Origin of the sequence: Nonomuraea sp. NPDC003560, from assembly GCF_042878785.1 — a bacterium.
In the GTDB taxonomy this organism is placed as follows: Bacteria; Actinomycetota; Actinomycetes; order Streptosporangiales; family Streptosporangiaceae; genus Nonomuraea.
The window spans coordinates 264,801-279,050 of sequence record NZ_JBIAOF010000011.1 but is presented as its reverse complement, the minus strand read 5'-3'; the positions used below and the strand labels follow the sequence as shown (position 1 = coordinate 279,050).

The following is a 14,250-nucleotide window of genomic DNA, read 5'->3' as shown; positions in this document are numbered from 1 at the left end:
TCGTTGGCTGTGGAGCACGGGTACACCAACAGCACGGTCGGCGACGGCGCTCTGGTCGTCAAGTGTTACCAGGGCCCGGAGGCCGCCTTCAGGCTGGGCACGGAGAGCAGATACCTGCGCCGGCTGCGCGGCCGGCTCCCGGTTCCGCGCGTGCACCAGATCACCGCCACGAGCCTGACCACCCGCTTCGTGGCCGGCGCCCATGGCCAGGACCTGCTGGACGAGGGCCGCGCCGCCGAGGTGCTGGCCGAGTGCGGCCGCGTCCTGGCCCGCATCCACCGCCTCGGCATCGTGCACGGCGACTACGGGCCCCAGAACCTGCTGTTCGACCCCGCCACGTTCGAGACCACCGCGATCCTCGACTGGGAGTGGGCCCATCCGGGCCGGCCGGTGGAGGACCTCGCCTGGTGCGAGTGGATCGTCCGCAGCCACCACCCCGAGCACGTCTCCCTGCTGCCGCGCTTCTTCGACGCCTACGGCGGGCCGGTGCCGTCCTGGGCCGAGCGGCAGGCGTCGATGGTGGCGCGCTGCCGCGACCTGCTGGAGTTCTGCGGCCGGTGGGAGCCGGGCGGGGGCGGCGAGAAGTTGTGGCGCGAGCGCCTCGACCGCACCGCCGCCTGGAGCGCCTGACGCGTCCCGCGGTGCCCGAGCCCCGGGAGCGAGGCCCGGACGTCCTGACGGGGATCAGCCGCAGTGGCTCCAGCCGCTGGTCCACACGTACGGCGACTCGTCCCAGGCGCCGCCCCACTTGACGCAGGTGTCCACGGCCGACAGGATCACCGGCCCGGCGTACGACTTGAACTCACCGGCGTCGGTCTTGGTCGCGCCGCCCTGCACGCTCAGCGTCGCCCGCATCCACCGCGTGTACGGCGTCTTGTTGACCGTCACCACGCAGTTCTTGCCGGTGCCGGAGTTGTAGGACAGGTAGATCGTGCCCAGCGCCGTGCTGCCGGACTTGAACGGGTGCGAGTCGATGACGCGGAACCCGGACCCGCACACGCCGGCCGGGTCCACGGCGGCGACGGCGGCCTGTGCGGGCAGAGCGGCGGCCAGACCGCAGGCGAGCACGCCCGCGGCGAAGAGCGTCTTGGTGATCGTGCGCATGTTCATCCTTACTGTCGCTCTTGAACGCCCGTCAGCTTCGCGCAGCGAGTGATCAAGAAAGCGAACAGCAGGCGAACAACACACAAATGCGATTTCGGTTCCCCCGTAATCCACGGCCTTCCGGCTCGTCCCGGGAGCGACCGCGCAGGTGCGGCGGGGTCATCCCAGCGCCGCGGCGAGCCGCGTGATCTCCGCCACAGCGTCGCCGAACACCGGGCGGGTCTCCTGCGACATGCGCCCTGCCTTGGGGCAGGATCCCAGCATGGTGTCGGTATTGCAGAATGTCGCGATCGACTGCGCGGATCCGTACGAGCTCGCCCGGTTCTGGAGCGAGGTGACCGGCTGTCCCGTCCACCCGGAGGACCGCCCGGGTGACGAGGAGACGCGGGTGATGCTGAAGGAGGGCCCGATCCTGCACTTCAACAAGGTGCCGGAGCCGAAGGCGGCCAAGAACCGGCTGCATCTGTGCCTGCGTCCCGACTCCACGCGCGACGAGGAGGTCGAGCGCCTGGTGCGCCGGGGCGCCACCCTGATCGCCGACCTGCGCGAGCCGGACGGCACCGGCTGGGCGGTGCTCGCCGACCCCGAGGGCAACGAGTTCTGCGTCCTGCGCAGCGCCGCGGAGCGCGCCGGGACGGCCCCGCACCCCTGAGCCGTCCCGCGTGACCGCGCACCCGCACGGCCCGTCTCAGGGCCGTGCGGGCCTCAGCCCTTGATGGAGATGAGCTGCCGCAGGTGCGCCACGACCTCCACCAGGTCCCGCTGCGCGGCCATCACCGACTCCAGGTCCTTGTACGCCCCCGGGATCTCGTCGATCACCCCGGGATCCTTGCGGCACTCGACCCCGAACGTCTGCTCCTCCAGGTCCTTGACCGTGAACGTCTTCTTGGCCTTGGTCCTGCTCATCTTCCGGCCGGCCCCGTGCGAGGCCGAGTTGAACGCCCGCGGGTTCCCCAGCCCCTTCACGATGTACGTGCCGGTGGCCATCGAGCCCGGGATGATCCCCAGGTCCCCGCTGCCCGCCCGGATCGCCCCCTTACGGGTGACGAGCACGTCCACCCCGTCGTAGCGCTCCTCGGCCACGTAGTTGTGGTGGCAGGAGATGGGCTGGTCGAAGCCGATGCCCGGCAGGTGGCGGCGCAGGACGTCGCAGACCAGGCCCATCATCAGCGCCCGGTTGCGGCGCGCGTAGTCCTGGGCCCAGTACAGGTCGCGGCGGTAGGCGTCCATCTCCGGGGTGTGGCCGAGGAACACCGCCAGGTCCCGGTCCACCAGGCCCTGGTTGTGGGAGAGGCGGCGGGCCACCCCGATGTGGTGCTCGGCCAGTTCCTTGCCGATGTTGCGCGACCCCGAGTGCAGGACCACCCACACCCAGCCCTCGTCGTCGGCGCACACCTCCAGGAAGTGGTTGCCGCCGCCGAGCGTGCCCATCTGCGCCTCGGCCCGCTCGCGGCGGGCGTGGACGGCCGGGGCCAGGTCGTCGAACTCGCGCCAGAACTCCGCCCACCCGGCCGTCCGCATCCCGTGCACCTTGCCGGGATCGACGGGCCGCTTGTGGTGCTGGAAGCCGACGGGGACCGCCTGCTCCAGCTTCCCCCGCAGGTAGGCCAGGTTGTCGGGAAGCTGCGACGCCTGGTACGACGTCTTCACGGCCGTCATCCCGCAGCCGATGTCCACCCCGACGGCCGCCGGCGACACCGCGTCCTTCATCGCGATGACCGACCCGACCGTCGCCCCCTTGCCGTGGTGCACGTCGGGCATGACGGCGACGCCATGGACCCAGGGCAGGTTGGCCACGTTCCGCAACTGCTGCATCGCCTGCGGCTCCACCGTCTCCGGCTCCGCCCACATCCGCAGCGGATGCCTGGTCCCGCTCACCTCGTTGTACGCCATGTCGCCTCCTCCCGGCCGCCTTCAAGAACACGATCTATCTGGCCAGACACGACATACCCCCTGCAACCGATTTAGTACGGCCCCCGCCCCCGAAGATCTTGGCAAGCCCGGTCCGGGTCCGCGCTCCATTGGCTATGGTGACCGTGGTGTGCCGACATACACCCTGTATGCGCGCACCCGGGAGATATACCGTTGAGAACGGCCCGACCCCTCCAACCGATCGTGGCCGGGCAGCAGCTCGCCGTCGCGGAGAAAACGGGGCGCACATGATCGCCGTCGCCGGCCAGCCGGACGAGCATCCGCTGGTCCACCAGGCGCTCGTCTACTCCACCGACGCCGGCTTCCTGGCCGCGGCCGTGCCCTTCTGCCGCGACGGGCTGGCCGCGCGGGACAGGGTGCTCGTGGTGTCCACGGCCGCCAACATCGGCCTGCTCTCGCGGGCCCTCGGCGGCGACGCGGGCGAGGTCGAGTTCGCCGAGGCCGGCGGCTGGTACGACGCTCCGGGCCGCACCCTGGCCGCCTACGGCCGCTACCTCGACGCCCATCCCCGCGTCAGGGTGATCGGCGAGCCCGTCTGGCACGGCCGCACCCCGGTCGAGGAGGCCGAGTGGACCCGGTACGAGTCGGTGCTCAACGCCGCGTTCGCCGCCCGCGCGGCCTGGATGGTCTGCGCCTTCGACGCGCGCGCGGTGCCGGACCGGGTCGTCGGCGGCGCCCGCCGGACCCATCCGGGGCTGCTGACCGGTGACGGCCCCCGTGCCAGCACCGATTACGTCGAGCCCGAGTCCTTCAGCCACGCCTCCGACCACGACCCGCTGCCGCCTCCGCCGCCCGGGGTCGCCGGCCTGCGCTTCGACGGCGACCTGCACCGCGTGCGCCGGCACGTGCGGGCGACCGCCGAACGGCTCGGCCTGTCCCGCGCCCTGACCGACCGCCTGCTGCTGACCGTCAACGAGGTCGCCGCCAACGCCGTCGAGCACGGCGGCGGGCACGGCGACCTCGCGATCTGGACCGACGGGAACGCCGTCGTGTGCGACGTGACCGACCCGGGCAAGCTGACGGCCGTCCTGCCCGGTTACCTGCCGCCCGCCCCGACCGCCCTGCGCGGGCACGGCCTGTGGGTGGTGCGCCAGCTCTGCGACCTGCTCCAGGTGCGTTCCGAGCCGGCCGGGACCCGCTTCCGCCTGCACCTGCTGCGCGACTGACCGCGCGGGCCGCAGCGGGCTCAGCGCTTGGGGCCGGCGTCCGTCCAGCCGGCCTCCAGCACGGCCTCGGAGCTCGACACCGTGCCCGGCTCGAAGCTCTTCCACAGGCCGCGCGGCTCGACCACGACGCTCTCGGTGCCCAGCGCCCGCCCGGTGGCCTCGTCGAAGATCAGGCGGCTCTCCCGCACGCCGGTGCGCTCGTCGCTCTGCTGGATGGCCGCGGCCGTGCCGGTACGCCCCTCGGCGTCGGTGACGTTCTCGATGACCTTGACGGAGTCGAGCCCGGCCAGCATGCGGAAGGCGGCGCCGCGCACCTGCGGCGTCACCGGCATGGAGACGATCAGCCCGACGCTGACCGTGAACAGCCAGGTGTCGGCGGACATCTCCACGCTGGACGACTCGGTCGAATGCCCGTCGTAGGAGTCGAGCAGCCACTTCTTCAGCTTCGCCGGCTCGTCCGGCAGGCCGCGCAGGTCCTTCATCGTGACGTTGCGGCCGAGCCAGAACACCTTGTCGCCGTCGACCAGGGGACTGTGCGAGGTCGTGGCCTTGTCCGGGGAGGTCCGCAGGGTCAGCGGGGCCACCTTCTTCATCGGCACGACCACCTCGATCCCGGCGGGCGAGCCCGCCTGCTCCCAGGCCAGCCGGTCGGCCTCGCTCGCGGGCAGCGCGCCGAGCCGGCGGGTGCGGCTCCACTGCTCGCCGCCGGTCGCGCGCGGCGTCCACTCCTCGTCGCGCTGCCGGTCCAGTACCAGGTACCCGCCCTTGACGGCGGGGTAGGCGTGCCTGCTCACCGTCACGGTGTACCACCAGTCGCCGGTACGGTCGGGCTGCCGGTCGGCCTTCTCCGCGGCGGCCAGCAGCACCTCCCTGGCCGACAGCGTGACCTTGCGCGGCGTCGCCGACGCGCTCTGCCCGGCCTGCGGAGCCTGCTTCCTGGGCGCCGGAGCCGCGTTCCCCGCCACCACGACGGCCACCGCGGTCGCCCCCGCCGCCAGGGCCGCGAGCCCCCACACCGGCCGTACGGCCGTGCGCCGGCGCCGGGACCCGCGCGGCCCGGACATGGCGTGCGCGAGCTCGGCGGCCCTGGTGTGCTCGTCCACCGGCCGGTCGCCGAGGTGCGCGGGCCGCGCGGCCCGGAGTTCGTCCATCGGGTTCATGACCACTCCTCGCTGAGGTTGCGCACGTAGGGACGGGACGGTTCGGCGGACTCCATGGCTCGCGTGAGCCGCTTGCGGGCCCGGTGCAGCCGGACGCGGAAGGCCGCCGACGAGCAGCCGACGACCCGGGCGCCCTCCTTGGGCGACAGCCCGTGCCAGGCGACCAGCATGAGCACCTCCCGGTCGTCCTCGTGCAGCTCGGCCAGCGCGCGCAGCACGCCCATGCGCTCGGTCACCTGCTCGGCCACGTCCGGGCGGCCGTCCTCGGTCCACGAGCTCAGCTCGGCGGCCAGCGCGTCCCTGCGCGCCTGCGAGCGGGCGTCGTCGCGCAGGAGGTTGCGCGCCACGCCGAGCAGCCACGGCAGCGGCGGCTCCGGCACGTCGTCCAGCCGCCGCCAGGCGATGGCGAACGTCTCGCTCACCACCTCGTCGGCCACCTGCCGGCCCGCACGACTGACCGCGTAGGCCCACACCCGTTGTCGGCATTCGTCGTACATGCCGGTGAAACGGCGGGAATCATCCGTCACCGCGCAGCCCCTTCGTCCCTGATGCGTTCTTCTGACACCGGGAAGTGGTGGGAACGTCCGTGTTGTTACAGCTCGCCGGAAAAGCAGAAGCCCCGCCCCCGGTGGCGTTCCGGGACGGGGCCTGCTCGACCTGGCCTACTTGGCGTTGGCCTTGAGGTAGTCGCTGTTCATCTGGGCAATGGTGTCCAGCGGGATGCCCTTGGGGCAGACCGCCGTGCACTCGCCGGTGTTCGTGCAGCCGCCGAAGCCCTCGGCGTCCATCTGGTCCACCATGGCCTTCGCGCGGGTCAGGCGCTCGGGCTGGCCCTGGGGCAGCAGGCTGAGGTGGGTGATCTTGGCGGCGGTGAACAGGGAGGCCGAGCCGTTCGGGCAGGCGGCCACGCAGGCGCCGCAGCCGATGCAGGTCGCGGCGTCGAACGCGGCGTCGGCGTCCTCCTTGCGCACCGGGACGCTGTGCGCGTCCGGGGCCGAGCCGGCCGGGACCGAGACGAAGCCGCCCGCCTGGATGATGCGGTCGAACGCGCTGCGGTCCACGACCAGGTCCTTGACCACCGGGAAGGGCGCGGCGCGCCACGGCTCGATGGTGATCTCGGCGCCGTCCTCGAAGTGGCGCATGTGCAGCTGGCAGGTCGTCGTGGCGCGCTGCTCGCCGTGCGCCACGCCGTTGATGACCATGCCGCACATGCCGCAGATGCCCTCGCGGCAGTCGTGGTCGAAGGCGATCGGGTCGTCGCCCTCCAGGATCAGCCGTTCGTTCAGCACGTCCAGCATCTCCAGGAACGACATGTCCGGGGACACGTCCTCCACCCGGTACGTCACCATGCGCCCGGCGTCCGAGGGGGCGCTCTGACGCCAGACCTTGAGGGTCAGGTTCACTTGTAGCTCCGCTGGGTCATCTTGACGTACTCGTACTCGAGCGGTTCCTTGTGCAGCACCGTCTCGCCGGAGGGCGTGCGCTCCCAGGCCGAGACGTGCGCGAAGTGCTCGTCGTCGCGCAGGGCCTCGCCGTCGGGGTCCTGCGACTCGGCGCGGAAGTGGCCGCCGCAGGACTCGGTGCGGACGAGGGCGTCCAGGCACATGAGCTCGGCCAGGTCGAAGAAGTCGGCGACGCGGCCGGCCTTCTCCAGGACCTGGTTCAGCTCCTCGGCGGTGCCGGACACCTTGACGTTCTTCCAGAACTCCTCGCGCAGCTCGGGGATGCGCTCCAGGGCCTTGCGCAGCGACTCCTCGGTGCGCTCCATGCCGCAGTAGTCCCACATGAGCTTGCCCAGCTCGCGGTGGAAGGAGTCGGGGGTGCGGGTGCCGTTCACCGACATCAGGCGGTCGATCCGGGTCCGGACCTTGATCTCCGCCTCGGCCACGGCCTCCTCGTCCACCTCACCGTACGGGCCGTTGGCCAGGTAGTCGCCGATCGTGGTGGGCAGCACGAAGTACCCGTCGGCCAGGCCCTGCATCAGCGCCGAGGCGCCGAGCCGGTTCGCGCCGTGGTCGGAGAAGTTGGCCTCGCCGATCACGAACAGGCCGGGGATCGTGGACTGCAGGTCGTAGTCCACCCACAGGCCGCCCATCGTGTAGTGGACGGCGGGGTAGATGCGCATCGGCACGTCGTACGGGTTCTCGCCGGTGATGCGCTCGTACATCTCGAAGAGGTTGCCGTACTTCTTCTCCACGGCGTCGCGGCCGAGCCGGCCGATGGCGTCGCGGAAGTCGAGGTAGACGCCCAGCCCTCCGGGGCCGACGCCGCGGCCCTCGTCGCAGACGTTCTTGGCGGCGCGGGAGGCGATGTCACGCGGGACGAGGTTGCCGAAGGCCGGGTAGATGCGCTCCAGGTAGTAGTCGCGCTCCTCCTCCGGGATGTCGCCGGGGGCCCGGTCGTCGTCCTTGCGCAGCGGCACCCACACGCGGCCGTCGTTGCGCAGCGACTCCGACATCAGCGTCAGCTTCGACTGGTACTCACCGGAGACCGGGATGCAGGTCGGGTGGATCTGCGTGTAGCACGGGTTCGCGAAGTACGCCCCGCGCTCGTGCGCCCGCCAGATGGCCGTCGTGTTGCAGCCCTTGGCGTTCGTGGACAGGAAGAACACGTTGCCGTAACCGCCGGTGGCCAGCACCACGGCGTCGGCCAGGTGCCGCTCGATCTCGCCGGTCACCATGTCGCGCACGATGACGCCGCGCGCCCGGCCGTCGGAGACGATCAGGTCGAGCATCTCGTGGCGGGTGTGCATCTCCACGGTCCCGGCCGCGATCTGCCGCTCCAGCGCCTGGTAGGCGCCCAGCAGGAGCTGCTGGCCCGTCTGGCCGCGGGCGTAGAACGTGCGGGAGACCTGGGCGCCGCCGAACGAGCGGGTGTCCAGCAGGCCGCCGTACTCGCGGGCGAACGGCACGCCCTGGGCCACGGCCTGGTCGATGATGTTCACCGACACCTGGGCCAGGCGGTAGACGTTCGACTCGCGGGCGCGGAAGTCGCCGCCCTTGACCGTGTCGTAGAAGAGCCGGTAGATCGAGTCGCCGTCGCCGCGGTAGTTCTTGGCGGCGTTGATGCCGCCCTGGGCGGCGATGGAGTGGGCGCGCCGGGGCGTGTCCTGGTAGCAGAACGACTTGACGTTGTAGCCCAGCTCGCCCAGGGTCGCCGCGGCCGAGCCGCCCGCCAGTCCGGTGCCGACGACGATCACGTTGAGCTTGCGCTTGTTGGCCGGGTTGACCAGCTTGGCGCTGAACTTCCGCTTCTCCCACCGCTCCTCGATGGGACCGGCGGGCGCCTTGGTGTCCCGGATCTCCGAGCCTTCGGTGTACTTCACTTCACAACTCCGAACGTGATGGCGAGGGGCGGTGCCAGGAAGCCGACGACCAGGACCGCCGAGACGAGGGCGGCCGTCAGGCGCAGGCCGCGGTAGCGGCTGCGGTTGGCCCAGCCCAGCGTCTGGAAGGCGCTCCAGATGCCGTGCCGCAGGTGCAGGCCGACCATGACGACGGCCACGAGGTAGATGAGGGTCACCCACCAGCGGGACGGGTCGAAGCCGGCGACCATGCGGTCGGCGGGCTCGGAGTCGAAGCCCTTGGGGTTGACGACGCCGAAGGTCAGGTCGAGCAGATGCCAGATCACGAACAGCAGGATCGTCAGGCCGCCGAACCGCATGATGTGCGTGGCGTAGCCGTTGGCCTGGGACTTCTTGGCCACGTACTTCACCGGACGGGCCTTGGCCGCCTTGCGCGCCAGCGAGATCGCGGCCCACATGTGCAGCACGACCGAGACGACGAGCCCGATCTCCAGGATCGTCAGCACCGTCCGGTACGGCGCGATGGGCTCAAGGAGCGTGCGCAGGGCGACGGCGTACTCGTTGAACGAGTCCTTGCCGAGGAAGATCTTCAGGTTGCCCAGCATGTGCAGGACGAGGAAGGACACCATCACGGCGCCCGTGACGGCCATGACGACTTTCTTGCCGTTCGACGAGCTCAGGAACCGGCTCGGCTTCTTGGACGTCGGTGCGGGCGAGGCACCCTTGGGGGCGTTAACAGGCGCGGTGGCGGCGCCGCGCTCTATCGTGGCAGTCACGTTTGAACGCTAGGTATCCAGCAATGATCCGTCCAAGTCATCGCGGATCTGGTTTCCATAGCTTCCGGCTATGATGCTTGGTTTATACGGTCGGCATAAGGAAAAATGCTCGGCCGGTGCGAGGAAAATCACATGCAGTTGCAGCAGCTCGCCTACTTCGTCGCGGTCGCGGAGACCAGGCACTTCACCCAGGCGGCCGAGCGCATGCGGGTCGCCCAGCCCTCGCTCAGCAAGCAGATCAAGGCTCTGGAGAACGACCTCGGCGCCCCGCTGTTCTCCCGCGCGCGCGGCAACGTCACGCTGACGGCCGCGGGCGAGGCGCTGCTGCCGCTGGCCCGCCGGATGCTGGCCGACGCCGACACCGCCCGGCAGGAGGTGGCCGAGCTGGCCGGGCTGCGCCGGGGCCGGGTGCGGCTGGGGGCCACGCCGTCGTTGTGCGCGGGCCTGCTGGCCGACGCGCTGGCGCGCTTCCACCGGGCCTACCCGGGGGTGGAGCTGCTGGTGGAGGAGGGCGGCTCGCGTGACCTGGTCAGGGCGCTGGCCAGGGGGCAGCTCGACCTGTCGCTGATCATCATGCCGCTGCAGAGCGACGACCCCTCCCTGGTGACCGAGGAGATCCTGCGGGAGAACCTGGTGGTGGTCTCGCCCTCGCACGAGCGGGCGCGGGGGCCGTACCTGCGGATCGAGGACCTGCGCGGGCGGCAGATGGTGATGTTCCGGCGCGGTTACGACCTGCGCGAGGCCACCCTCACGGCCTGCCGCCAGGCCGGGTTCGAGCCCCGGTTCTCGGTGCAGGGCGGCGAGATGGACGCGGTGCTGCGCTTCGTGGAGGCGGGGCTCGGCGTGGCCGTGGTGCCGTCGATGGTGCTCGACGGGCGGCCGGGACTGTCCGGCACGCCGCTGGCCCCGCCCGGCCTGAGCCGGACGATCGCCCTGGCCCACCGCAAGGACGTCGAGCCCACCAGGGCCGCGCAGGCGTTCCGGGAGACCCTGCTCGCCTTCGTGGTCGAGGCCGGACAGGAAGGCACGCTTCCGCAAGGGGTCGAGCTCATCGCAGAATGAGCAGCAACAGCCCGACTCCCCCGGGAAGGCATTGTGTGACGGCAAACCTCAACGAGCCGCTGACACTGCTCCTCATCGAGGACGACGACGGCGACGCCTTCCTCGTCGAAGAACTGCTCAACCAGGCCGAGGCGCCACCGACGATCTTCTGGGCGCGCAGCCTCCAGGAGGCCAAGGCCAAGCTCGACCCGACGATCCAGTGCGTTCTCGTCGACCTCACCCTGCCCGACGCCAGCAGGCTGGAGGCGCTGGAGGAGGTGCTGGCGCTGGCGCCGCACGCGGCCGTCCTGGTCCTCACCGGCCTCCGGGACGTGCACGTCGGCGTGGCCGCCGTCCAGGCGGGCGCCCAGGACTACCTGGTCAAGCAGGACATCGACGCCCGCCTGCTGGCCAGGTCGATCAGGTACGCCATGGAGCGCAAGCGCGCCGACCTGGCCCAGCTCAGGCTGTTCGAGGCCGAGCTGACCGCCAAGGAGAACGCCCGCCTGGAGAGCGGCCTGCTGCCCGTGCCCCTGCTGCGCACCGAGGCGATCACGCACCAGATCCGCTACCTGCCGGGCAACCAGGGAACCCTGCTGGGCGGCGACTTCCTCGACATGGTCCAGACCGCCGACGGCGCGGTGCACGTCGTGGTGGGCGACGTCTGCGGCCACGGGCCCGACGAGGCCGCGCTCGGCGTGGCGCTGCGCATCGCCTGGCGCACGCTGGTGCTGGCCGGGCAGACCGACGACACGCTGCTGCGCACGATGGACGCCCTCCTGCGCGCCGAGCGCAAGGCGCCCGAGATCTTCACCACGCTCTGCATGGCCACCTTCACGCCCGACCTGCGCCAGGCCCGGATGCGCGTGGTCGGGCACCCGCCACCGGTGCTGGTCCGCGACGGCGTGCCCGCGGTGCTGGCCGGCACGCCCTCGGGGCCGCCGCTCGGCATCTTCCCCGACGCCGAGTGGAGGGTCATCGACGTGCCCCTCGGCGACGACTGGTCGATCATGCTCTACACCGACGGCCTGATCGAGGCGGCCGTCGGCGGGCAGAAGGAGCTGCTCGGCGTGGAGGGCCTGGTCGGCCTGGTGCGCGAGCACGGCGTGATCGACCTCGACCGGCTGATCAGGCACGCCGGCAGGCTCAGCGACGATCTCGCGGTGGTCCTGGTGTCGAGGAGGAAGGCATGAGCATCCATCCGCTGCCGCCGCCGAAGGCGCCGACCGGGCTCGGCAGGCTGCCGGTGGCCCGCTGGTTCCTTGCCATCGGCGTGCTGGCGGGGTTCGCGTTCGCGACCGGCGTGGTGGTCACCATGTCGATGATCGCGCACGCGCGGGCCCTGGGGCCGAGGCCGGAGATCGCCGCCCAGCTCGACCGGCTCAACGTGGCGCTGGTCGTGCTGTTCGCGGTGCTGCTGGCGGGCGGGGCGGGCCTGGCGTTCGTGATCAGGTACGCCGTGCTCAAGCCCATCGACCAGCTCACCGAGCAGGTCCGCACGGTGGCCGCCGGCGACTTCGACCACCGGCTCGGCGTCGACCGGCCGGCCGAGCTGAGCGAGCTGTCCAGCCACGTCGACTCCATGCGCCGCCGCATCGTCTCGGCCTGGCGCGGGGCCGCCGACCAGGCCGACGAGCTGCGCAGGTCCAACGGCGAGCTGGAGCAGTTCGCCTACGTCGCCAGCCACGACCTGCAGGAGCCGCTGCGCAAGGTCGCCAGCTTCACCCAGATGCTGGAGCAGCGGTACGGCCCGCAGCTCGACGACCGCGCCCGCCAGTACATCCACTACGCGGTCGACGGCGCCAAGCGCATGCAGCTCCTGATCAACGACCTGCTCGACTTCTCCCGGGTGGGCCGGGTGAGCGGCGAGCGGGTGCCGACCGACTCGGGCGGGGCCCTGGACCGGGCCCTGGAGAACCTGTCGGCCACGATCGAGGACACCGGCGCCACCGTCACCCGCGACGACCTGCCCGTGGTCGAGGGCAACCGGATGCAGCTCACGCAGCTCTTCCAGAACCTCGTCGAGAACGCGATCAAGTTCCGCTCCGAGGACCCGCCGCGCGTGCGCCTGACGGCCGAGCGGAAGGGCGACATGTGGGAGTTCAGCTGCTCCGACAACGGCATCGGCGTCGACCCCAAGTACGCCGACCGCATCTTCCTGATCTTCCAGCGGCTCCACCCCCGCGACGTGTACCCCGGCACCGGCATCGGCCTGGCGCTCTGCCGGAAGATCGTCGAGTACCACGGCGGGCAGCTCTGGCTCGACGCCGAACCGGCCGATCAGGGCACGACGTTCCGCTGGACGCTGCCGGCGGCCGGAGGCGACGCATGACGGACTGGCGCCCGATCGACGTGCTCCTCGTGGAGGACGACCAGGGGGACATCCTGCTCACCAGGGAGGCGTTCGACCTCAACAAGGTGCGCAACCGGCTCAACGTGGTCAACGACGGCGAGCAGGCGATGGCGTACCTGCGGCGGGAGGGCGCCTACGCCGGCGCGCCGCGGCCCGACCTGATCCTGCTCGACCTCAACCTGCCCCGGATGAACGGCCTGGAGGTGCTGAGCGAGGTCAAGGCCGACGCCGCCCTGCGGACGATCCCCGTGGTGATCCTGACGACCTCGGAGGCGGAGGAGGACATCCTGCACAGCTACCGGCTGCACGCCAACGCCTATGTCGCGAAGCCAGTGGATTTCGAGCAATTTATCCGTGTTGTCCGGCAAATAGATGATTTTTTCGTGACCGTCGTGAAGCTGCCGGCCCCCGGCCCGCGGCCCTGACGCGTATACGTGACAGGAATCACAGTGGGTCATCGAAAAAGTGAGTGACCCCGCTCACAAAATCGTATGCGGTCGTCGTAACGTATCCCCCACCAATGCGCGCCCAGAGCGGTACCGCACCCGCCGTACGCGCGCCCAGTGAAACGACCCGGACCCCCCTGTGTGCAGGGTCCGCGGGAGGTGGAGAGGTCCGCGATGACCCAGACGACGCCCGAAGCCCCGCTCAGAAGGCAACGTGCCCAGGTGAGGGTGCGCACGCTGCGCACCGACAGGTGGTGGCTGGTCCCGCTGCTGACCTTCCTCGGGCTCAGCTCGTTCCTCGTCTACGGCGTGTGGGCGATCATCGACGGTAGTTATTTCGTCGATCCGTACATCGCCCCGTTCGCCTCGCCCTGTCTGACCACGGCGTGCCCCGAGGGCGCGCGGCTGTTCGGGTGGGCGCCGATCGGCGACTGGTTCACCCTGCCGCCGGGGCTGCTCATCCTCGGCCTGCCGGGCGGCTTCCGGCTCACGTGTTACTACTACCGCAAGTCGTACTACCGGTCGTTCTGGCTGTCGCCGGCCGCGTGCGCCGTCCAGGAGCCGCACGGCAAGTACACCGGTGAGACCCGGTTCCCGCTGATCCTGCAGAACATCCACCGGTACTTCTTCTACGCGGCCATCGTGATCGGCCTCGTGCTGGCCTACGACGCCGTCCTGGCGCTGGTGCACAAGCCGCAGGGCCTCGGCACCTGGATCCTGGTGATCAACGCCGTGCTGATCAACACGTACACGTTGTCGTGCCACTCCTGCAGGCACATCACCGCGGGCAGGCTCAACCACTTCTCCCGTCACCCGCTGCGCTACAAGGCCTGGACGTTCGTCTCCAAGCTCAACGCCAAGCACCAGCAGCTCGCCTGGGCCTCGATGTTCTCGGTCATGATCGCCGACTTCTACGTCCGCATGGTCGCCAAGGGCGTCATCGCCTTCCCGTTCGCATAAAGGACTTC

15 protein-coding genes are annotated in these 14,250 nt (G+C 70.8%); 8 read left to right on the top strand and 7 right to left on the bottom strand.

Annotated features, from left to right (window positions below; all coding sequences use genetic code 11):
* Positions 1-9: 9 nt before the first annotated feature.
* A complete protein-coding gene (locus ACFYUV_RS36850; RefSeq protein ID WP_352352909.1) occupies positions 10-630 on the top strand; it encodes a phosphotransferase in 621 nt (206 codons plus the stop codon).
* A gap of 54 nt (positions 631-684) precedes the next feature.
* Here ACFYUV_RS36850 and ACFYUV_RS36845 read toward each other — a convergent pair whose 3' ends face one another.
* A complete protein-coding gene (locus ACFYUV_RS36845) occupies positions 685-1,104 on the bottom strand; it encodes a spore-associated protein A (protein WP_358294424.1) in 420 nt (139 codons plus the stop codon).
* 262 nt (positions 1,105-1,366) lie between these two features.
* Here ACFYUV_RS36845 and ACFYUV_RS36840 point away from each other — a divergent pair, with 262 nt between their 5' ends.
* Positions 1,367-1,756, top strand: coding sequence for a VOC family protein (locus tag ACFYUV_RS36840; protein ID WP_358294425.1), 390 nt, complete (start codon positions 1,367-1,369; stop codon positions 1,754-1,756).
* A gap of 53 nt (positions 1,757-1,809) precedes the next feature.
* Here ACFYUV_RS36840 and ACFYUV_RS36835 read toward each other — a convergent pair whose 3' ends face one another.
* Positions 1,810-2,997 carry an RtcB family protein gene (locus ACFYUV_RS36835; RefSeq protein ID WP_387677191.1) on the bottom strand — a complete coding sequence of 396 codons (1,188 nt, stop codon included), beginning with the start codon at positions 2,995-2,997 and terminating at the stop codon, positions 1,810-1,812.
* A 266-nt stretch (positions 2,998-3,263) separates the two neighbouring features.
* Between ACFYUV_RS36835 and ACFYUV_RS36830 the strand changes: the two genes are divergently transcribed.
* Positions 3,264-4,202 (top strand): anti-sigma factor RsbA family regulatory protein, encoded by a 939-nt coding sequence (locus ACFYUV_RS36830; protein WP_387677188.1) that lies wholly within the window; start codon positions 3,264-3,266, stop codon positions 4,200-4,202.
* Positions 4,203-4,222: 20 nt separating this feature from the next.
* On the opposite strand, the gene ACFYUV_RS36825 is transcribed toward ACFYUV_RS36830, so the two are convergent.
* The 5 genes from ACFYUV_RS36825 to ACFYUV_RS36805 form a co-directional block, all read right to left on the bottom strand.
* Positions 4,223-5,362 (bottom strand): CU044_5270 family protein, encoded by a 1,140-nt coding sequence (locus tag ACFYUV_RS36825; protein WP_387677185.1) that lies wholly within the window; start codon positions 5,360-5,362, stop codon positions 4,223-4,225.
* Positions 5,359-5,889, bottom strand: a complete 531-nt coding sequence (locus ACFYUV_RS36820; RefSeq protein WP_387677182.1) for an RNA polymerase sigma factor — start codon at positions 5,887-5,889, stop codon at positions 5,359-5,361. The genes ACFYUV_RS36825 and ACFYUV_RS36820 overlap by 4 nt, the downstream gene beginning before the upstream one ends.
* Positions 5,890-6,024: 135 nt before the next feature.
* Positions 6,025-6,765, bottom strand: a complete 741-nt coding sequence (locus ACFYUV_RS36815) for a succinate dehydrogenase/fumarate reductase iron-sulfur subunit (protein ID WP_352352916.1) — start codon at positions 6,763-6,765, stop codon at positions 6,025-6,027.
* Positions 6,762-8,687 carry a fumarate reductase/succinate dehydrogenase flavoprotein subunit gene (locus ACFYUV_RS36810; RefSeq protein WP_352352917.1) on the bottom strand — a complete coding sequence of 642 codons (1,926 nt, stop codon included), beginning with the start codon at positions 8,685-8,687 and terminating at the stop codon, positions 6,762-6,764. Before ACFYUV_RS36810 ends, ACFYUV_RS36815 begins: the two co-directional genes overlap by 4 nt.
* Positions 8,684-9,442, bottom strand: a complete 759-nt coding sequence (locus tag ACFYUV_RS36805) for a succinate dehydrogenase cytochrome b subunit (protein ID WP_352352918.1) — start codon at positions 9,440-9,442, stop codon at positions 8,684-8,686. Before ACFYUV_RS36805 ends, ACFYUV_RS36810 begins: the two co-directional genes overlap by 4 nt.
* Before the next feature lie 132 nt (positions 9,443-9,574).
* Here ACFYUV_RS36805 and ACFYUV_RS36800 point away from each other — a divergent pair, with 132 nt between their 5' ends.
* From ACFYUV_RS36800 to ACFYUV_RS36780, 5 genes are all read left to right on the top strand, one after another.
* Positions 9,575-10,504: a LysR family transcriptional regulator gene (locus ACFYUV_RS36800; protein ID WP_387677177.1), complete on the top strand. Its 930-nt coding sequence runs from the start codon at positions 9,575-9,577 to the stop codon at positions 10,502-10,504.
* Positions 10,505-10,539: 35 nt separating this feature from the next.
* Positions 10,540-11,676 carry a PP2C family protein-serine/threonine phosphatase gene (locus ACFYUV_RS36795; RefSeq protein ID WP_387677174.1) on the top strand — a complete coding sequence of 379 codons (1,137 nt, stop codon included), beginning with the start codon at positions 10,540-10,542 and terminating at the stop codon, positions 11,674-11,676.
* Positions 11,673-12,815, top strand: a complete 1,143-nt coding sequence (locus tag ACFYUV_RS36790; protein WP_387677171.1) for an ATP-binding protein — start codon at positions 11,673-11,675, stop codon at positions 12,813-12,815. Before ACFYUV_RS36795 ends, ACFYUV_RS36790 begins: the two co-directional genes overlap by 4 nt.
* On the top strand, positions 12,812-13,261 hold the full coding sequence (locus ACFYUV_RS36785) for a response regulator (protein ID WP_352352922.1): 450 nt from the start codon (positions 12,812-12,814) through the stop codon (positions 13,259-13,261). Before ACFYUV_RS36790 ends, ACFYUV_RS36785 begins: the two co-directional genes overlap by 4 nt.
* A 195-nt stretch (positions 13,262-13,456) precedes the next feature.
* Entirely contained in the window at positions 13,457-14,242 is a 786-nt protein-coding gene (locus ACFYUV_RS36780; protein WP_387677168.1) for a hypothetical protein, read from the top strand.
* Positions 14,243-14,250 lie beyond the last annotated feature (8 nt).